Below are 19,058 nucleotides of genomic sequence, written 5' to 3'. Positions count from 1 at the left end.
GAAGGTAATGGAGGCTTTCGGAAAGTTCTCTGTGGCTCCCTTTATGAACGCAGGGGACATGTCCATGCACACTTCGGTGACTTTCTGGGCATCGCTCCCGTGGGCTTCCAAGTGTTTTTTGCATTCCCCCCATGTCGCAGCGTCCTTGCCTTTGGTGACGTGGATGACATTACGGCCTTCAGGATCCATAAAGATGGTGATATAGTCTTGACCTCATTTTCATCGGTGCTGATTTTCGTGACGTGAGACAAATCCTGGACGGCAATTGCGTTATCCACGTAATGGTGCAGAATCCGCCAAAGACGCTTGTCGGTTTCCTTCACGATGCGACTACCCGCATTCATCGGCATATCCTTGGCCATTGCGATAATCTATGCATCAAACAGCGTCGTAAATCCCGCGCGGGGTTTGATCGCCATGGCACGTTTACCCTTAGAATGCTATTACATTTTCCGCAAATCGTTCTCGGGTGCTCTGCGTGAAAATAAATCGGATATTCAGCAAAATTCAAATGACGCCAGACCTGATCATAATCCGCAATATCCTTTACTGGCTGAGCCTCTGTGCTACACCCTGCACATACAAACAAATCTCCCTCGCGAAACTTCAAGTACTCATCTAATTGCTTCAGCTTTTCGTCAAATTGACAACGATACCACGGATCAGGGATATGAAATATGGCCTCCAGATCCTTTATTTCTATGAACATTTGAAAACACTCCGTTTCTACTGGGTATTATTTTCCAGTATTCACGGGTAGTATTATTTTAATCGTCGAAGAAGCAAAAAGAAGTACAAGCCGTTGTTGGTTTAGATTTTTCCATGAATGGGTTATTTGTTGATAGCGAAGAAGGTAAGAAAACCAATTACCCTCGTTTCTATCGTCAAGCTTAGAAAAATTAGCGAAACGGTATGACTGCGTGGTTATTGAAGACCTCAACATGAAGGGAATGTCACAAGCCCTCAACTTCGGCAAAAGTGTTGCCGGGGACGCCATGATAAGTGTAGACGGAATCTTACGAGGACCTGTTCAGCAGACTACGCCGGATATAGATACGGCGCTTTGTTCTCTGGGAAAATTTTTAGACTTTGATATTGAATCGGTGATTTGTTATCACGGAGGTTTATGTGATGATAACGTCAAAGGCCAACTCCAGAACCTTGTACGGCAAGGGCACTCCGCAGTATACATAAGGGAATAATATCCCTCCAACTACCAATGCATCCCACCCGTTTTTTTGCTATAATGGTAAGGTTAAAAAATGATAATTACACATTGACTATAGAAAGGAATGACATCATGAAAAAGGAGATAACCGTGAACTCTTCGGACACTAAATCCGCCAGAGAAAAAGATTACTCCCGTTATTTTGTGGCTCCGAATTTAAAGGAAGCGAAAAAACGCGGAAAAGAAGACATTCAGGTCGTTCAATTTGACGGCATCGATGAGGAGCTTAAAAACCTTGGCAGGGGGAAAACATTCCTCATGCGCACGTATGGCTGCCAGGCGAATGAGCACGACAGCGAAACCATTTCCGGCATTCTTGGCCGCATGGGGTATACGCCGACCGAAGAAGAGAACGAGGCAGATATTATCTTATTCAACACCTGTGCGATTCGTGAAAATGCGGAGGATAAAGTGTTTGGCGAACTGGGCCGCCTGAAGCATTTGAAGAAGGAAAAGCCCGACCTTGTGCTCGGCGTGTGTGGCTGCATGTCACAGGAAGAAGCGGTCGTCAACCGGATTTTGAAAAGCTATCCGCATGTCGACTTGATTTTCGGTACGCACAATATTCATCGGCTGCCTGTGCTCCTGAAAGATGCGTTGTACAGCAAAGAGATGGTTGTAGAAGTGTGGTCCAAAGAAGGCGATGTCGTTGAGAACATGCCGAAAGTGAGGCAGAACGGGCTCAAAGCGTGGGTCAACATTATGTATGGATGTGACAAGTTCTGCACGTACTGTATCGTACCGTACACCCGGGGGAAAGAGCGAAGCCGCCGTCCGGAGGATGTTATCGCTGAGGTGCGCGACCTCGCCCGCCAAGGTTATAAAGAAATTACCCTTCTCGGCCAGAATGTAAACGCATATGGCAAAGATTTTACCGATATCGAATACGGATTTGGCGACCTGATGGATGCCATCCGTCAGATTGATATTCCACGCGTCCGCTTTACAACGAGCCACCCGCGTGATTTTGATGACCATCTGATCGAAGTGCTTGCGAAAAAAGGCAACCTGGTCGAGCATATCCACCTGCCTGTGCAGTCGGGGAATTCAGAGGTCCTCAAAAAAATGGCGCGCAAATATACGCGCGAACAATATCTGGAGCTTGTTCGCAAAATTAAAGAAGCCATTCCCGATGTGGTTCTGACAACGGATATTATCGTAGGGTTCCCGGGAGAGACGGAAGAACAGTTTAAAGACACACTTTCCCTTGTGGAAGAAGTCGGCTTTGACTCTGCGTATACCTTTATTTACTCTCCGCGCCACGGCACACCGGCGGCAGTAATGGAGGATGATGTAAGCGCCGCAGAGAAAAAAGATCGCCTGCAGCGCCTGATGGATGTGGTAAACCGGCTGAGCCGCGAGAAAAATGAAGCGCTGCGCGGCCAGGTGGTTGAGGTGCTCGTTGAGGGTGAGAGTAAAAATAACCCCGATGTGCTTGCAGGCCGTACCCGGACGAATAAACTTGTCCATTTTACAGGTCCGAAAGAGTACATTGGCACGTTTATTCATGTTAAAATAATAGAGCCGCAAACCTGGACACTGAAAGGTGAAGTGGTCACAAAAGTTGAGGTGTAGAAGACCTATGGGAGAAGAAAAAGAAGGTGTATATGATTATTCCTCGATTCTGGATCAAGCGCGTGAACTCGCTGATTTGATTTCAAATTCCGAGGAGGTCAGCCGGTTCAAGCAGGCGGAAGAAAAAATCAGCGGCAACGAAAAAGTGCAGACACTCATCGCCGCGCTTAAGAAAAAACAAAAAGAGCTCGTTTCGCTTGAACACTTCCGCAAGTTCGATTTGATTCCGCAAGTCGAAAAAGAAATGGAAGAACTGCAGGATGAACTCGATGCGATCCCGATCGTGCAGGAATTCCAGCAGACACAGCAGGATCTAAACGAACTCATGCAGCTTGTTACGAGCGTCATCGCCAATACGGTATCCGAGAAAATTATCGTTTCAACCGGCGGAGACCCGCTCTATAACGAAACGGGGTATCCGAAAGCCAAGCCGGCCGGATCGCACGGGGGCTGTGGCAATCATTAATCTGTACGCCCGCACGATCTACGCCTGCACAAGCAAATAAAAACATGCGTATAAAAGATGCAAAAGAGTCAGCAGCAGCGGCTTTTTTGCATCTTTTTTTCCTATATTGTATCTCGTTTGTCTACGTGCTGCACCATGGTCATTCGCCCTGCATACCAATAATTATTAGGAATGGCTCTCACAAGAGGCAGAGCAGGGTATCCTACCACGAGAGTTGGCACCCGTGACAGGTGCCTTGCATACTAATGTACTGTGAAACGTTGTATGGAGGAGGTAACAACATGTCGAGCACAGATAAAGAAATGCAATGCCGGGAAATCGTCACCAAAGCTGTTTGCGGCAAAGGCCGTAAATATTCCACGGCTGCGCATACCGTTACCCCATCCCACCATTCGCTGACGATTCTGGGCTGCTGGGTGATAAACCATGTTTACAAAGCGGTCCAGATTGGAGAGGCAGTAGAAGTAAGCGGTTCGTACGAAGTGAATATCTGGTATTCCTACAATAATAATACGGAAACCACCGTACAGAAGGAAACCATTAAATTCGTCGACACCGTACCGCTGTCATACTATGACAGCAACTGCCGGGGGGATGTGGAAGTAACCGCCCGTGTCACGCAGGATCCGCACTGCGTGGAGGCAAAACTGACCGGCGGAAAAATTGTTGTAACTGTCGAACGGGAGTACAGTGTGGAAGTCGTTGGCGAAACCAAACTTTGTGTCGTGATTTGCGATTCTTGCGACGACGACTATAAAGAAGAATTATACGCGGATACCTTTGACGATCTGGATGAATTTACCGACCTGGATCTTGAACCCGATAAGTTTATTGATTAGAAGTATGGGAGGATCCCCTCCCTTTTTCTTTTCTTTTTCGCGTAATTACATAAGGAAAGGGAGCTTTTCAAATGACGTATCTACTGCTTCACACCGGTCAAGAGCAAACGGAACTGCTGGCTCGCCACCTGGGCTGTGAGTGTGCAACGATGCTCCCGGATGCAATTCCTTCTTTTATCATTCAATGGGGGAATACGGGGCTGTCCGGCTTACAACTCAATCAGGTTGTATTAAACGGGGCCGAAGCGATTGGCCTTGCGAGCAGCCCGGCGATCCGTCAGCACCTGCTGTCGCAAAGCGGTGTTCCCACCGGCAAAAAAAACAAGCCGGTTCGAACGATCCGGCGATATGTTGCGATCGTTTTTCAGCAGGAAGTGATGGCGCTATTTAAATCGTCCGGCAGTTCTCTCTGGCAGCACAGTCGGACGACGGAAAACGACAATTACAAGGAAATTGAAGTCAATCCCGTTATTCGTGAAATCAGGCATATTTTACAGTATGCTGTGCGCAGCATCTATATTCTGGGACTTGATTTTGGCGCGGTCTATTTCGGCGTTGATATTGACGGCAGAATTCGCGTGCTCGATGTCAGGTCGGCTTTTCCGCTTACAGAAAAGCTTGCCGCCCAATTTGCATCATGCGTCAAGCTGTTTGCGGCCGGATATTTTACCAAACAGAACGGGGAGATGATGCTTGGTGCCGACCCCGAGTTTATGCTTAGAACACCGGGGGGGAAACTGGTTGTCGCCTCCCGATATTTTCCGAAAAAAGGTGTTGTGGGGTGTGACCGGGTATGGCTGCGCGGCGACCTGTCCCATAAGCATCTGCCGCTTGCTGAACTTCGGCCCGAGCCGGCGCAGGAGCCAAAAGAGCTGCTGCGCAACCTGTATTATGCCATGCTGCTGGGGAACCGAAAAGTAAACGAACCGAATATCGAGTGGGTGGCAGGCGGATTGCCTTTCTCCGGATATCCAACCGGCGGGCATATACATTTCAGCGGGGTAGAAGTAAATTCCCAGCTCCTTCGTGCGCTTGACACGTATCTTGCGCTGCCGGTCTTTATGATTGAAGGTCCCGGCAGCCGGCAGCGCAGGCCGCGCTACGGGTTTCCCGGGGACTTCCGGAAAAAATCCCATGGAGGATTTGAATACCGTACACTTGCAAGCTGGCTGGCATCCCCGGTCGCAACGCGCGGGGTATTTGCGTTAAGCAGGCTTATCGCGCATTCTTACCGACGGCTGACCCGTCATTTGTTCCTCAATCCGGAAGTTCAACGGGCTTATTTCACCGGAAATAAGGGGGCAATGGCCTGTTATGTTCCGGCCATCTGGGGTGAATTGGAGTCGCTTGAACAGTATGCGGCATATGCGGATTATTTGGATCCGTTTAAAAAAATGGTGTTCGCAAGGGAGGAATGGGATGAAGATTCCGATATACGCAGGGTGTGGAAGCTTCCTCCGTATGACAGCTGGATGCAGGACCATCAGAAGAAAGCAGTATGTTATAATGTTGAAAGAAGAAAGCACGTACAGGAGAGAGAAATATGGCAAAATACACACCGATGATGGAACAATATCTTGCGATTAAAGACCAGCATCAGGATGCTTTTTTATTTTTTCGGCTTGGGGATTTTTATGAACTGTTTTTTGACGATGCGATAAATGCCGCCCGGGAGCTTGAGATTACCTTGACCGGACGGGAAGGTGGCGCGGAAGAGCGCATTCCGATGTGCGGTGTGCCGCACCATTCCGTCGATGCCTATATTGCCCAGCTGATCGAGAAGGGCTATAAAGTTGCGATTTGTGAACAGGTAGAGGATCCGAAACAGGCAAAGGGAGTGGTCAAGCGCGAAGTCACCCGCATTATTACACCGGGTACCGTCATGGAAGGTAAATTCCTGACAGACAAAGAAAATAACTATCTGGTTGCCGTCTATCACGAAAGGAATAGTTTTGCGCTGGCCGCGTGCGACATTTCAACCGGAGAGTTCTATGTGACGGAGATGAACGGTATTTCCTCTCTGCTGGATGAAATTGTGCAGTATCACCCGTCCGAAGTGATTGAGCTGCAGCCGGAAAGCGGATCGTTTGTAAGTGAATCACTGGCTCCGTATTCCATCGTGGTAACATCCCGTGGTGTGCCCCGGATCGATGCTGTGGTTTCCCCGGACATGCAGTTGGGTGACTTATTCAGTGAAGTGAGCGGAGCGAAAACGTGCACATGGACCATGTTAACGGCGGCGGTTGGTCTTATTACATACTTGAAAGAAACGCAGAAGCGAACCCTTGGACACCTCCACAGGGTTGAATTATATGAATCGGCTTCCTATATGGTGCTTGATCAGTTTACCCGGCGCAATCTGGAACTCGTGGAAACGATCCGGGATAAATCAAAAAAAGGATCTCTTTTATGGCTGCTCGACCAAACCGCGACGGCTATGGGGGCACGTCAGCTTCGCCGCTGGATAGACAAGCCTTTACTTAATAAGCAGGATATTGAACGGCGGCAGGAGGCGGTTCAAGCCCTGATCGACAATTGGCTTGCACGCGAAGAAATCCGAACCCGGTTGAAAGATGTTTATGATCTGGAGCGCCTTGCAGGCCGCATTGCGTACGGCACGGCGAGTGCAAGGGATCTCATCCAGCTTAAATCCTCTTTGCTTGCGGTCCCCGCTTTACAGAACATTCTCCGTGAGATGCAAGGCGCAGCGACTGCCCTGCAGGAATTGGAAGCCAAGCTGGACGCCTGTCCGGATATTGTGGAGATGATTGAGTCAGGGATTGTAGACGATCCTCCTCTTGTGATGAAGGACGGCGGTCTGATTAAGGAAGGATACAACGCGTATCTTGATCAACTGCGTATGGCGAGCCGGGAAGGGAAACAGTGGATTGCGAGTCTGGAGAAACGGGAGCGGGAAGCGACCGGCATTCGTTCGCTGAAGGTCGGGTATAACAAAGTGTTCGGCTACTATATCGAAGTGACAAAATCAAATCTCACGGCTCTGCCGGAAGGCCGTTATGAGCGGAAACAAACACTGGCGAACGCTGAACGGTATATTACCCCGGAATTAAAAGAAAAGGAAGCGTTAATCCTCGAGGCGGACGAGAAGCGGATCGAGCTTGAGTATCAGCTGTTTGTGGAAATCAGAGAAAAAATCGCCGGACAAGTGAAACGGGTTCAGGATATTGCCATGCAGGTTGCAACCCTTGATGTGCTGCAGTCCCTTGCTACGATTGCCCAGGAACGCAGCTATGTGAAACCGCAAATCGCAACCAGCGGCAGCCTGATCATTGCTGATGGCCGCCATCCCGTTGTGGAATCGGTTCTGCAGCACGAATCATTTGTGCCCAACGATACGCATCTGAGCAGTGAAACCCAGCAAATGATGCTGATCACCGGGCCGAATATGGCGGGAAAAAGCACGTACATGCGCCAGGTAGCGCTCATTATTATTATGGCCCAACTCGGTTCGTTTGTCCCGGCGCAATCGGCGCACGTAACGCCTGTGGATCGTATATTTACCCGAATCGGCGCGGCGGATGACCTGGTGGGGGGGCAGAGTACGTTCATGGTCGAGATGAAGGAAATTGAAATTACGCTGCGCAACGCCAACGCGCGCAGTCTTGTGATCATTGATGAACTCGGGCGCGGCACCTCGACGTCGGAAGGGATGTCGATCGCCCAGGCGGTGATCGAGTACCTTCACCATGACATTGGCTGTAAGACGCTTGTTTCGACCCATTATCATGAACTTTCTCACTTGGAAGCGTCCCTTCCACGCCTGAAGAACTTCCATATGGCGGTGAACGAATCGGATGATACCGTCATATTTCTGCGCAAGTTAATTGAGGGCCCGGCGGATAAAAGCTACGGCATATACTGCGCGCAAATTGCCGGCCTGCCATCCAGCGTCATCGAACGGGCCAATCGGCTGCTCGATGAGTATGAAGGCCAGATGAATCAAAAAGTACCGTCAGAGATTGCCGGCCAGGAGATCCTTTCCGTTGCAACAGTGGACGAGCCCCTCCAGCTCGATATGTTTGGCACGACGGTAAGCACCATTGTAAAAAAAGAGTCCAAACTAACCGGCCCTGAGGCCAAAGCAGTGAAAAAATTACGTGAAGCCGATTTAATTAACATGACACCGCTTGAAGCGATGAACTTACTATTCGAGTTAAAACAGCATATAGGAAAAGAATAGGGGGAGGCTCCGTGAGCAAAATAAAAATAATGGATGCCCTGCTGGCGAATTTAATTGCGGCCGGCGAAGTGGTAGAACGCCCGTCCTCTGTGGTGAAAGAACTTGTGGAAAACGCAATTGATGCGGGAAGCACACGAATTGAAGTGCATATAGAGGAAGGTGGCCTCGCATCCATCCGTATTAAAGATAACGGAATGGGTATGGAGCGTGAAGATTGCCGGCTCGCCTTTGAACGCCATGCGACAAGCAAACTGATACGTGAGCGGGACCTCTCGCATATTCGAACGTTAGGGTTTCGCGGGGAAGCCCTGCCGAGCATTGCGGCGGTCTCGCGGATGGAAGTGAAAAGTACCCCCGCCGGTGAAACGGCGGGTACACGCGTCTTCATGGTAGGCGGGAAAGAGGAAGCGTTCGAGCCGACCGCCTTTCCGCGCGGGACGGAAATTATCGTTACCGATTTGTTTTATAATACGCCGGCCCGCCTGAAATATATGAAGTCAATTCAAACGGAAGTTGGTCATGTGTCTGATACGATGAACCGCCTCGCGATATCCCATCCGGAAATCGCATTTTTGTTGACCCACAATGAAAAGCAAATTCTTAAAACATCCGGAGACGGTCAGCTGCTGCATGTGATTGCCGCGATTTACGGGATGAATCTCGCAAAAAACATGGTTAAGATCGAAGCGGAATCTCTTGATTTTACGCTTGCCGGTTATGTGGCAAAGCCTGAGTTTACGCGGGCCAATCGTTCCTATATGTCTACCATCGTCAACGGGCGATACATTCGCAGCATCGGCTTGGCCAATGCGATTCTCCGCGGTTACCATACTCTTCTTCCGATTAACCGGTTTCCTATCTGCGTTTTATCGATTCAGATGGACCCAACGCTGGTAGATGTCAATGTCCACCCGGCTAAACTTGAGGTGCGCTTTAGCAAAGAAGCGGAACTGTACGATTTAGTCGAGAAGGAAATCAAAAAAGTATGGAGCAGGCAGCGGCTTATTCCCGAACCCGGAAGAAGCATTCGCTATGAAGCGAAAGAAAAGAAAAATGAGTACCAGGCCTCGATGGATTGGACGATGTTTGTTCCGGCAAAAAACGTAGTGCCGGGTCAAGTGGAAGAGCGGGCTCTCACGTGGAACTCAAATACAGACAGCACAGAAACTGTTGAAAGGGAACAGAGTAGGAGCGAGATTGCAGAGAACGGTATAGGGGAAGTGCAGGTTAGCAAGCAGGATTCATCCCGCATGGACATGGCATGGAAGGGCAGGGGGAACACCCGGGAAACGGGCGCGAAAGCTGACGCTCCGGCACAAGCTGCAGCGCTGGAAACGAAAGAGCTAAGCTCGCCGCATTTACAGGATACGAAACAGCAAGAGACGGTGAAACGGCAAGAGACGGCAGAGGTAAACAATGAGGAACCTGTCCTTCGCGTACCGGAAATGTATCCGATGGCACAGCTTCACGGTACGTATATTCTGGCGCAGAATCAGGACGGGATGTACATGATCGACCAGCATGCGGCCCAGGAGAGAATCTTCTACGAATTTTTTCTTGCTAAGCTCGCAAATGATGTGATTGAGAGCCAGGATTTGCTCATTCCGATTACACTCGAGCTCACCAAAGCAGAAGCGATTGCCGTAGAAGAAAACATCGAAAAGTTTTCCCGTGTAGGAGTATTTCTTGAACCGTTTGGAACAAACAGTTTCGTGATTCGCTCTCACCCGCGCTGGCTTCCCAAAGGGGAGGAAGAGGCGATACTGCATGAGATGGTTGATATGGTCATCAAACAGAAAAAAGAAATCGATATAATAAAACTGCGGGAAGCAGCAGCGATTACGATGTCGTGCAAGGCGGCAATCAAAGCGAACCGCTACTTAACGCACGCCGAGATGGAGGCACTGATTGAACGCCTTCGCCAAACGACCAGTCCCTTTACCTGCCCGCATGGTCGGCCGATCATTATTCACTTCTCAACGTATGATATTGAGAAGATGTTTAAGCGAGTCATGTAAAATTGTGATGTGATAGGATTAACCTTTTATTTTGTGGTCTTGGCCATTTCCTGCGTGGGTTCCTGATTGTTTTTAGTACCCTGATTTTGTTTTGCCTGGATTTCTTTGTCCTCACTCTTCACACCTATCCATGTTAGAAAAGCAACAATGATAATGAAAGCAATGGCTATTAGTAAATTTATGCCACCGTTTACCCAGAAATCCGAGAGAAAATACTGCATAACCTAACTTCCTTTCCTATCAGTATCTGCTTTTAATATGTGCGATTTCTTCTCAAACAATTAGACTGTAGGTATAGTTGAGTTCTGCTGCCCGCATTTAACATGGAGGTAATGTAAAACATGATAACGAAAGGATTGTTTATATTATAACCGTATGAATAACCGGGCTGAGGCCCATTTTTGTCATCTATGGGCTTTCGTATAGACATATACGGGTACTCGTGCGTATCTTACCATATCAAAAGAAAAAGGAGTGATTTAAATGGCTGGATATGCTGGTGGCGGATTTTGGGCTAATGAAGTTGGGGTTATCCTTGTACTCTTTATCTTGTTGGTAGTTATTGCTTGCAGTTGCGGAGCATTTGGGGGCGCAGGGGGCGCAGTTTAACAACAGCATGTGAAAGGAGTTCAAAAAAGGTTCTTAAAAATACCTCTGTTTGCTGCACCAGAATTCGCTTGTTTCTAAATTAAACTTGCATTGTGGTATTTGGGGATACAGCAAAATAAGTGTCTGCTCACCACCGGTGGCAGACACTTATTAATTTTTACAGCTGAAACTTTGGCGGAAGGGGACGACCCATTCCATTGCCTACCGCATTAGGTAGGTTTATTTTTCATTTACGTCGTTATATGATGAAATTCGGGCTCTGCGGTCAATTTCATCGCGCTGGCGAACTACCAACCCGTTTTTATCCAGCCGGTCAATCATTGCGGTAATGGCGCTTGGCTTTACCCCCATTTCTTCCGCTAGTTCCGTGACCATGCATTTTCTTCTTTTAGAAAGGAGTTGAAGAATAAAAAATTGGGGACCCGTCAAACCTATATTCATATGTTCCGATAGTTCAGGGCCAAGCTTTCTCATGGTTATCCTAAAAGCGGTTTGCAACCGCTCAATATATGGTTCTAAATTATTCATACAGCCTCCAAAGCGATTCCTGTTTTAATCGTTCCCCTATATAATATTTCATTCAAATTATACATATAAACCGTATGTCCGGCAAAAGCAAAAACCTTGTACTTGTCCAGGCATTTTTTCATTTTTTGCACATATCTTCTCACGAAAGGGGATGAAAGCGGGATGAAAAAATCACCGGGTCTTTATTCACTGGGTCAGATTATTTACCATAACCCTCCGGTTCAAGAAGTGCCTATTACTACGCACCCAAAAATCAGTGAGAATGCGGTAGTGGGTGTTAATTCTATGATTATTGGCGACGTTACGGTTTCTGCGGATGTATTTATTGGCTTTCATAATATTATCCGCTCTGATTCTTCCTATCCTTTCTATATCGGACGCCGTACGAATATACAGGATTTTGTTTTGATTCACTGCCATCCCGCCCAATTTATTAAAGTTCCGGGGCGCAAAATGGGTGTGTATATCGAAGAAGAGGTCAGCATTCTCCATCACGCGGCACCGCACGGCCCTCTGTTTATCGGTAAAAATACGTTTATCGGACAGCATGTATCAATTTATGGAGCTACCATCGGCCGCAATTGTGTCGTTATGCATGGAGCGGTCATTACCAATCACGTCAAAATCGGCGATAATCGTTTTGTGGCTCCCGGCCAGTCCGTTTATACGCAGGATCAGGCTGATGCGCTGCCGGAAGTTCCTCATCAATTTAAGAATTTAAACCAGGAAATTGTTGATCATTATTACAGGTTGGGCAAATCGTATAAAATGAACACGCCTCTGGCCTTTTAACCCCTGTTGTCGGGAGACAGGCCTTTTATCGTTGCCATCCGCCGATTTTCCCTTAGAACACATGAAACAGTTTACAGCAAAAGTAATTTTTTATGCGCGCCAATGAAAGGAATCCAACCGCCTGGGGATAATAAAAAGGATGTTTAGCGAGTAAAGGAGCGGGAAAATGCGAACAAGAAAATGGATCATGATTTCGATTGCCGTCTTGCTTATTCTGGGCGGATTAGCCGCTTATACCTTGAAACCCGAATATGCTTATATTCCATCGGAAAATAAGGTGGTAAGAGGAGAAACGAATGATATAGGCGCGCTGGATATATGGGGGAAAACCGTCACTAAAGAGGGAATGGTTCGTGGAAAAAGTTCTGCCCTTATACGATCCGTAAAAAACGGAGCGATTCCGATTGATGCGGCGCTCCTGCAAGTCGGACGGAAAGCGTTTTATCAGGAAACGTTCGGCAATGAAGTGTTTTTAACCGATATTTTGGGGATTGTTAACGGCCCTCTTACGATCCCTGCTATAATGAAAGCCATTGTTAAATTAAAGGGAAAAGGGACAACTAATCTGCAGGTAGAATTAACCCGGGACGCTATAATTGGGGGGAAAATATACAGAAAAGGGTCAAAAATTGATACAGGAATCGACGTCGCCGCAGGCACCTACGCTCCTATAGGGATGCCGGTTTCCTTTTCTGAAGGAAGGTTGAAAGTAGGGATTAGCTGTGCGGCCTGTCATGCCACTGTGGATCCCGTGACAAAAAAAGTCGTGGAAGGAGCGCCCAATTCGGATTTGAATACGGGAATGCTGCTAGCGCTGGCGACGAATTCAGCCGCTTATTTCACGCATGCGGATACTGCTGTGTTGCAAAACTATATTAAGAATACCAACCGGTCCTCTCTCCCTGACCCTGCGGCACTGGAGGCTGCTGTCGATGATACCTTTGCCAAATGGCCGAGAGGAAGCTTTGATTCGACAACCGATCTTAAGGCGAATCCAACCTCCATTCCTGATTCATTTACGCTGGGAGACCACCCATACGGATGGAGCGGGTTTGCAGCGGCCGGACCGTTTAAAGGATTAAGCAGCTTAAATAACAATGTCCATGCGCAAAATTCGGACACCCTGTCACAGTCAGAAACAAGTAAAGCGCTATTTGGAATTGATAAGGAAGTTTTTATCGGAACGATCCTGCAGAATGCTGCCAATCCTAAATATCGTTACAATCCAGGGAAGAGGGAAAACCCATCCGCATTTTTCATAAACGTCGACCCGACTCCAGGAGCTCCAGGTGTCAATGAGTTGGTTAGGCCGCCGCAATTTCCCAAAGTCTCTGTTATCGCGCCGGATGGTTTGATTGCCGGTTCACCCGGCTACCATGTAAATGAACAAAATAATGCTATGGCAGCTTGGCAAAATACGCTTTCGCCTCCAAAAATCGGGCTGACGGTAACTGCGGAAACAGCCCGGCTTGGGCGAAGTGTCTTCGGGCGGGCGGGATGCATCATGTGTCATGCAGGAGAAACCTTTACCAACCATCGGGTTATACCGGCCCAAACAATTGGAACAGAGCCCACCCGTGCCCAGGCGCTTAAGAAAACGGAGAAAATTTTTAGTGAACCCACGATTTACCCACCGGACACCCCGGTGCCGGTTCCTCCTGGGACGCCGTCTCTTAAAGTGCCTATCCGTGATATAGACCGCCAACAAATCAGATTAGCCTATGCACACGGGAATACGCAGGGTGGGTACAAGGTTCCCAGTTTGATTGGACTCTACTGGAGCGCGCCTTATTTGCATGACGGAGGCGTTGCTGTTGGACGGGATAGTGCCACAGATCTGGGAGTTGCAGGGACCCTGGAAAAAGGAATTCAACCTGACCCTTATAATAGCCTGAGAGCACTCGTTGATAGGAACTTGCGAAAAAAAGTGGTGTCATCAAATCAATCATCAAAAGATCTGCAAAAGGTTCATGTTCAAGGAATTGGGCATGAATATTGGGTCGATAAGGCGGCGGGCTTTACCTCCGGGGAGCAGGATGCCCTTATTAGATACCTGTTTACGCTTACGTATAAGTAAACCTTTCTTTGCCCATATTAATACCGCACCATAAACGAAGGAGGAGAGCCTTTATGCCTGATCAACCATCAAGTTGGCAATCGCAAAATCCTATCTCTGATGCCCAGAATGCCGTGGATAACGTGAAGAACGCGTTGACACAACTGCGCAGTAATCCGAACCAGCAGGATAAGGAAGGAGCGCAGAACGCTTTTGAACAAGCACAGCGGGCAGTTTCCCAGGCGAATGCGAGTGACAACCAGCAGGCGGTTCAACAAGTTAAGGAACAGTTGGACCAGGTTCAGCGTCAACTTGCACAAACCCAGGCTACCGCTTCATTCAATACATCGCTACAAGTCCGCGATTAGGTGCGCGGCAGGGATTTACACGGTATCCAGACCGGGAGCTGCCCGTACACAGGGCCGCTCCCGGCTGTCCTTTGAATACAACCCCATAATTAGGCAATAAAAAAATAGGCTCCCAGGAACATATTGAACTTTTATAAATAAATTACTTTAAATTATTATTATCTTGTACGTTAAAATGTTTTCTTTTTGTGTTTTTGGGGTAATGAATATAGTTTTTTATAGCATATAAGTTGGGGTGTGAAGATTGTGAGTCCGATCGTTGAGGTTGTAAATCATTTGGTTGAAAATAAAGACAGGTTAAGCCGTGAAATTGTTGAACATAGTCTGCAGCAAATCGATATTAAATACCCGCAGCATGAGATAGACAGAGCGTTTGTAGATTTCAGTAATTTTATAAAACTTTTCGCACAGTCGCTTACCGATAATAAGAAAGAAATTAATGGGGAACTTAGGGTCTGGAGCCGGAAGCTTGGCGAAAGGGATGCAAGCGAAGGGAAAAAAGTTGCCGATTCCCTGGAAGTGTATCCTACCATCCGACAGAGTTTCATTCACTTTATTTCAAAAATCGGTCTTGACCATAAACTTTCTATGGAAGAAGTTCTCTATATTACGAAGCGGTTGAATTATAACTTTGACCTTTGCCTTAACGAAACCGTGAAGGCTTTTGATTATTTCAAGGAAAAAATCATTCGGGCAACGCAGGAAGAAGTAAGCGAATTGTCTGCGCCGATTGTTCCGATTCATAACGGGGTCGCGGTTCTCCCGCTCATTGGTGTTATTGACACATACCGCGCCAAATATATTTTGGAAAGAGTCGTACCGCGGGTTGCCGAATTAAAAATTGAGTGCCTGATTATTGACTTTTCCGGCATTCAAACGATAGACACGATGGTAACTAACCACATTTTTAAAATTCATGATGTCCTTCGCTTATCAGGGATCCAGGCGATTTTAACGGGTATAAGACCGATATTAGCCCAGACAGCGATCCGGATTGGCATTGATTTCTCGCATATTAAAACGTATGCAACGGTACATCAGGCGTTAAAATCCATCAACATCGAAAAATAAGTTGAAAAAGAAAAAACAGCTGATAGACTCCGGTTAGTAGAGGAGATGCAGCTGTTTTTTTATTGTGTTTCCCCGTTTATTGCTTATGAGTTTCCTGCAATTCCGCCAGGGAGACGGTTTGGCTGTTCTGAGGATTGTCCTGCTTATGAATTCGGGCGGTTTTGTTCTGCGCATCGATATGATCAATCCAAACAGACATCCCCTGAAATTGAACATCTATGATATTTTTTGCCTGCATAATTTCCTGTGCCCGTTGTATGTCCATCTCCATTCCTCCTTTATGATCATTCTTAGGTTTATCTATTTACGGAACGTTTATTCCTTCTTGTCTGCCATAATTTTGCTATTAGCAATGGCCCTTTCCTCCACCGCCTCTGCTATATATAGCGGAGGCGGTGGAGGAAAGGGGTGATATTATTTAGTTGTTAAGAAAACAAGCGGATTAAATTTCCAAGTATCTGCCATGTGTGCAACGTTTTAATCTTTTCCGGAATTTTATTTTTTGTAGAATCAGCAAGGTACAAACCTGAAGAGCGAATATATTGCACAGGATCTAACTTTTGTTCTTTCAACCAGTGGTTAATCTTTTCAAGGTCGTAATAGATTGTGCGTTTTGAAACCTTGATTTTTTCCGAAATTTCTTCGAGCTGAACATACGACTTTGCGTGAAGCAAATGAGTGAGAATAAGGGTGCTGCGTTCATCCAAGGACATGAAGATGGGCCCTCCTTTCTTCATTACTATGCAAAAAATATACACTGACTCGGAGAAAGATTTAGCCTATTCATTCTTTATACCATTACTGTATAGCTTTATTGCAGGAAAAGTAAGGGGGAGGACCGTTCAAATCATGTCGCGGATTTTGTGCAAAAATGTACGGTTATCTTTTATTGAGTACTTACAGGCTGGACAGGGCTATCTCTTATGCGGTGCCGGTATCCTTCTGTATAATGAATATGGGAACCATCTTCGCTTGGAATAGGCGGAGATGTTACATCCATACATTGATGAACGTGTGCAAGGGCGACCGAAGTATAAGTAATGGAACCATGATTATGATCGGGTACGAAATGGGGAAAGCATCATCTATGAATTGAGAGGGGTTTCAGCCAAACCCGAATAGTTTTCTTTTGCCTTGACTGACACGAATTCTTTTTCAGGAAAACGATACGCGCTGAGATAACCTCCGAATACGGCTCCCTGGTCAATATTTACCGTGTTATTTTTAACTAACGGCTCCGGTTTCGGATCGTGACCCCAGATAATAATCTTGTCCGAACGGTGATAAACGGTCCAGTCTTTACGAATTGGCCTGCCGGTCTCATCGAAGCCGTCCGTATCACCGTAACGGCAAAAATCGCGGATGCGCTTGGAATCCTTGCCAATGTAATTGTCACGAATTCCCGCGTGGGCCGCTACCGCAACCTGTATACCGTCTTGCACGATAATTAGGTGAGAAGGAACGCCCATAAGTAAATCCCTCAGTTCCTTCTTGAGTTTTTCCGCGGCTTGCCTGCCGTTCTTCGTCACAAACGCAGCAAACTCTTCCTCCACCTTCTCGTCCCCATGGCCCATCGTTACTTTTCTTCCATCCAGCCATCTCGCAATTTTCCACCCGTGATTGCTATCAATCATATAAGCAAGCCCTGCATCCATATGATTTTTAAAAAAAACCATTGTTTGAATCGAATAAGGACCGCGGCTCATCACGTCCCCCAGTGAAACAATTCTTCTTCCTTCAGGGTGTTTGTATAGCCCCCGTCTGTCCGGTATGTATCCTAATTTATGGAGTAATTCAATGAGTTCGTCAAAGCAGGCATGAATATCGCCAATAAAATCAAGCCCGTTTCCGAGTTCAATTTGATTCTGCATACACAATCCCTCCCTGGGTTCACACCTTTGTAGTATTGCCAAATCGCTCGAATATGAACAAAGCCGGCCGGGAGTCCCCGACCGGCTTTTCTACGCGTCCGTGACAGAGCATAGGTTAGAGAAGTTTATTTGTGATTCTGGATGCTGCTGATGAGGAAGGAGCCTTGCGTATTTTTTGTCACTGTCATTTCCAAGATTGTTTCAGATAGTCAGGATGCCTTCTCTTCACTTTACCACAAAAATAATGATCGAATAGGAACCAGAAAATGGAGGTTATTTTTCTTTAAGAGAAAGAGACTGCTTTGAGCGAAGCCAGACAAATGGCGAGCGAAGCTGACGGCCCGTATCCAACCACTACGGTTCCCTTATTCGATAAATCGCAGATGTAACCACGTGAACTGTGCAGAACCATATGCCAGCCCCCTTCTTTAATTTTCTCCGCCACTTCCCAGGCGTCCGTTATACTGGTGGAGAAATGGGGGAGGTGGGGAGAAGAAAGCGGATTTTCCCATCCAAAGATGCGTTCGGCTACGAGCGCATCGATTTCCCTGTTTGTCATACCGACAACCTCCTCTGCTGTCGAACGTGTGAGGATCTTCTCATCTTCCTATAAACATAATCGATTTCCCTATTTTTATTCATGGAAACGACCGGGCATTTGCCCCTTTCCTTAAACGAGTGAAGCCATAATGTGCAAAAAATTTTTGGCGTGAGAGCCTACCTTCCCATAATAAGGAAATCAGCTTCTTGTCATTGTAAAAATTACTCATATAAACGTTGAGAAAATCATATTTTGAATATAAACACATTTAAAAACATATTATTAGGAGGATTTTAGTCCCGTACATCGAATGGATAAAAGTAATCAAAAAATTGGCAAAAAGGAGTTGAAATCATTGAGGCATAATCAAACAAAAAGTTATAGAATTCAAACTTTAAAAACAATTTATAGTCATTTCTTGAAAAATGGAGAAAAACCGATGGCATTTGATCTGGATGGCAGAGAAATGCTGCTTGCCTTTATATATCTGCATAAAAGAAATTTTATTGTATTTGAAAACAAATACAGCGGAAAGAATTGCCGTGCCACAATTCTTCCGGAAGGCATCGCCTTCTTGAAAAAAATAGCGGAGAAAGAAATGACGGCTGTTAACTAGGATAACCGTTTGCTCGCTTTGTTGTTTGCTATTTTTTCAAATTAGTAGTAATATATAAGAAAATTTAATACGAAAAGTAAGCCACTGGGGGAGCTGTGAAGCTGAGAGAAGACCATTCGACCCTTTGAACCTGATCCGGTTAATACCGGCGTAGGGAAGTGGAGTGGATTTCATGCGTTCGAAAGTATACACATATAAACCACCCACTTGAGGGTGGTTTTTTTGCCGTTAAGGAAAGTATATGTTGCTTTACAGTGTTAAAGCAACATATACTTTCCT

General features: G+C 46.7%; 17 protein-coding genes, 3 pseudogenes and 1 riboswitch. Of the genes and pseudogenes, 12 read left to right on the top strand and 8 right to left on the bottom strand.

The genetic code is table 11. The features are described 5' to 3' along the window. Positions 1–709 (bottom strand): annotated as a pseudogene (locus H525_RS29790) (transposase); the annotation flags it as partial. A gap of 80 nt (positions 710–789) precedes the next feature. On the opposite strand from H525_RS29790, the pseudogene H525_RS28830 reads away from it, so the two are divergent. The 7 genes and pseudogenes from H525_RS28830 to mutL all read left to right on the top strand — a co-directional run. Beyond that, positions 790–1,202, top strand: a pseudogene (locus H525_RS28830) (hypothetical protein); the annotation flags it as partial. 98 nt (positions 1,203–1,300) lie between these two features. After that, positions 1,301–2,803 carry a tRNA (N6-isopentenyl adenosine(37)-C2)-methylthiotransferase MiaB gene (gene miaB, locus H525_RS0121395; protein ID WP_035102286.1) on the top strand — a complete coding sequence of 501 codons (1,503 nt, stop codon included), beginning with the start codon at positions 1,301–1,303 and terminating at the stop codon, positions 2,801–2,803. A gap of 7 nt (positions 2,804–2,810) precedes the next feature. After that, a complete protein-coding gene (locus H525_RS0121390) occupies positions 2,811–3,269 on the top strand; it encodes a YlbF/YmcA family competence regulator (protein WP_035102284.1) in 459 nt (152 codons plus the stop codon). A 281-nt stretch (positions 3,270–3,550) separates the two neighbouring features. Further along, entirely contained in the window at positions 3,551–4,108 is a 558-nt protein-coding gene (gene cotE, locus H525_RS0121385; protein WP_027417860.1) for an outer spore coat protein CotE, read from the top strand. A 71-nt stretch (positions 4,109–4,179) separates the two neighbouring features. Next, complete coding sequence (locus tag H525_RS25115; RefSeq protein ID WP_051331220.1) at positions 4,180–5,673, top strand: putative amidoligase domain-containing protein; 1,494 nt, start codon at positions 4,180–4,182, stop codon at positions 5,671–5,673. Beyond that, positions 5,652–8,309, top strand: coding sequence for a DNA mismatch repair protein MutS (gene mutS, locus H525_RS0121375; RefSeq protein ID WP_027417859.1), 2,658 nt, complete (start codon positions 5,652–5,654; stop codon positions 8,307–8,309). The genes H525_RS25115 and mutS overlap by 22 nt, the downstream gene beginning before the upstream one ends. A gap of 11 nt (positions 8,310–8,320) precedes the next feature. After that, positions 8,321–10,327 carry a DNA mismatch repair endonuclease MutL gene (gene mutL, locus H525_RS0121370; protein WP_027417858.1) on the top strand — a complete coding sequence of 669 codons (2,007 nt, stop codon included), beginning with the start codon at positions 8,321–8,323 and terminating at the stop codon, positions 10,325–10,327. 26 nt (positions 10,328–10,353) lie between these two features. On the opposite strand, the gene H525_RS0121365 is transcribed toward mutL, so the two are convergent. Continuing rightward, positions 10,354–10,548 (bottom strand): hypothetical protein, encoded by a 195-nt coding sequence (locus H525_RS0121365; RefSeq protein WP_027417857.1) that lies wholly within the window; start codon positions 10,546–10,548, stop codon positions 10,354–10,356. 607 nt (positions 10,549–11,155) lie between these two features. Continuing rightward, on the bottom strand, positions 11,156–11,464 hold the full coding sequence (locus tag H525_RS25110) for a MarR family transcriptional regulator (protein ID WP_035102303.1): 309 nt from the start codon (positions 11,462–11,464) through the stop codon (positions 11,156–11,158). Positions 11,465–11,626: 162 nt separating this feature from the next. On the opposite strand from H525_RS25110, the gene H525_RS25105 reads away from it, so the two are divergent. The 4 genes from H525_RS25105 (at position 11,627) to H525_RS0121330 (ending at position 15,751) form a co-directional block, all read left to right on the top strand. Further along, the gene (locus H525_RS25105) at positions 11,627–12,256 is read left to right on the top strand and encodes a DapH/DapD/GlmU-related protein (protein WP_051331219.1); all 630 of its coding nucleotides are present in this window, start codon (positions 11,627–11,629) and stop codon (positions 12,254–12,256) included. Positions 12,257–12,422: 166 nt separating this feature from the next. After that, positions 12,423–14,333 (top strand): hypothetical protein, encoded by a 1,911-nt coding sequence (locus H525_RS0121340; RefSeq protein ID WP_027417856.1) that lies wholly within the window; start codon positions 12,423–12,425, stop codon positions 14,331–14,333. 53 nt (positions 14,334–14,386) lie between these two features. Continuing rightward, positions 14,387–14,680 carry a hypothetical protein gene (locus H525_RS25100; RefSeq protein ID WP_035102282.1) on the top strand — a complete coding sequence of 98 codons (294 nt, stop codon included), beginning with the start codon at positions 14,387–14,389 and terminating at the stop codon, positions 14,678–14,680. 246 nt (positions 14,681–14,926) lie between these two features. Beyond that, a complete protein-coding gene (locus H525_RS0121330; RefSeq protein WP_027417855.1) occupies positions 14,927–15,751 on the top strand; it encodes an STAS domain-containing protein in 825 nt (274 codons plus the stop codon). A gap of 76 nt (positions 15,752–15,827) precedes the next feature. Here the strand turns inward: H525_RS0121330 and H525_RS0121325 are convergent, their stop codons facing one another. The 5 genes and pseudogenes from H525_RS0121325 to H525_RS25095 all read right to left on the bottom strand — a co-directional run bounded on the left by H525_RS0121325 (position 15,828) and on the right by H525_RS25095 (position 18,181). Further along, positions 15,828–16,016 carry an H-type small acid-soluble spore protein gene (locus H525_RS0121325; RefSeq protein WP_027417854.1) on the bottom strand — a complete coding sequence of 63 codons (189 nt, stop codon included), beginning with the start codon at positions 16,014–16,016 and terminating at the stop codon, positions 15,828–15,830. 160 nt (positions 16,017–16,176) lie between these two features. Beyond that, positions 16,177–16,464 (bottom strand): HTH domain-containing protein, encoded by a 288-nt coding sequence (locus tag H525_RS0121320; protein WP_027417853.1) that lies wholly within the window; start codon positions 16,462–16,464, stop codon positions 16,177–16,179. 221 nt (positions 16,465–16,685) lie between these two features. Next, a pseudogene (locus tag H525_RS29785) lies at positions 16,686–16,820 on the bottom strand (YmaF family protein); the annotation flags it as partial. Positions 16,821–16,836: 16 nt separating this feature from the next. Continuing rightward, positions 16,837–17,622: a bis(5'-nucleosyl)-tetraphosphatase PrpE gene (gene prpE, locus H525_RS0121310; protein WP_035102280.1), complete on the bottom strand. Its 786-nt coding sequence runs from the start codon at positions 17,620–17,622 to the stop codon at positions 16,837–16,839. Positions 17,623–17,905: 283 nt separating this feature from the next. Next, positions 17,906–18,181 (bottom strand): BC1872 family protein, encoded by a 276-nt coding sequence (locus H525_RS25095; protein WP_035102278.1) that lies wholly within the window; start codon positions 18,179–18,181, stop codon positions 17,906–17,908. Positions 18,182–18,473: 292 nt separating this feature from the next. Between H525_RS25095 and H525_RS29780 the strand changes: the two genes are divergently transcribed. Then, positions 18,474–18,779 (top strand): hypothetical protein, encoded by a 306-nt coding sequence (locus tag H525_RS29780; RefSeq protein WP_027417851.1) that lies wholly within the window; start codon positions 18,474–18,476, stop codon positions 18,777–18,779. A 76-nt stretch (positions 18,780–18,855) separates the two neighbouring features. Beyond that, a riboswitch (TPP riboswitch) is annotated at positions 18,856–18,953 on the top strand. Positions 18,954–19,058 lie beyond the last annotated feature (105 nt).

The sequence above is a fragment of the Aneurinibacillus terranovensis DSM 18919 genome (genome assembly GCF_000430625.1).
Taxonomy (GTDB): domain Bacteria; phylum Bacillota; class Bacilli; order Aneurinibacillales; family Aneurinibacillaceae; genus Aneurinibacillus_B; species Aneurinibacillus_B terranovensis.
This window is presented reverse-complemented; position numbering and strand designations above follow the sequence as displayed.

Coding starts and splice junctions, on each gene's coding strand:
- miaB (WP_035102286.1), top strand. CDS start 1,301: ATGAAAAAGGAGATAACCGTGAACTCTTCGGACACTAAATCCGCCAGA.
- H525_RS0121390 (WP_035102284.1), top strand. CDS start 2,811: ATGGGAGAAGAAAAAGAAGGTGTATATGATTATTCCTCGATTCTGGAT.
- cotE (WP_027417860.1), top strand. CDS start 3,551: ATGTCGAGCACAGATAAAGAAATGCAATGCCGGGAAATCGTCACCAAA.
- H525_RS25115 (WP_051331220.1), top strand. CDS start 4,180: ATGACGTATCTACTGCTTCACACCGGTCAAGAGCAAACGGAACTGCTG.
- mutS (WP_027417859.1), top strand. CDS start 5,652: ATGGCAAAATACACACCGATGATGGAACAATATCTTGCGATTAAAGAC.
- H525_RS0121365 (WP_027417857.1), bottom strand. CDS start 10,548: ATGCAGTATTTTCTCTCGGATTTCTGGGTAAACGGTGGCATAAATTTA.
- H525_RS25110 (WP_035102303.1), bottom strand. CDS start 11,464: ATGAATAATTTAGAACCATATATTGAGCGGTTGCAAACCGCTTTTAGG.
- H525_RS25105 (WP_051331219.1), top strand. CDS start 11,627: ATGAAAAAATCACCGGGTCTTTATTCACTGGGTCAGATTATTTACCAT.
- H525_RS0121340 (WP_027417856.1), top strand. CDS start 12,423: ATGCGAACAAGAAAATGGATCATGATTTCGATTGCCGTCTTGCTTATT.
- H525_RS25100 (WP_035102282.1), top strand. CDS start 14,387: ATGCCTGATCAACCATCAAGTTGGCAATCGCAAAATCCTATCTCTGAT.
- H525_RS0121325 (WP_027417854.1), bottom strand. CDS start 16,016: ATGGACATACAACGGGCACAGGAAATTATGCAGGCAAAAAATATCATA.
- H525_RS0121320 (WP_027417853.1), bottom strand. CDS start 16,464: ATGTCCTTGGATGAACGCAGCACCCTTATTCTCACTCATTTGCTTCAC.
- prpE (WP_035102280.1), bottom strand. CDS start 17,622: ATGCAGAATCAAATTGAACTCGGAAACGGGCTTGATTTTATTGGCGAT.
- H525_RS25095 (WP_035102278.1), bottom strand. CDS start 18,181: ATGACAAACAGGGAAATCGATGCGCTCGTAGCCGAACGCATCTTTGGA.
- H525_RS29780 (WP_027417851.1), top strand. CDS start 18,474: ATGGATAAAAGTAATCAAAAAATTGGCAAAAAGGAGTTGAAATCATTG.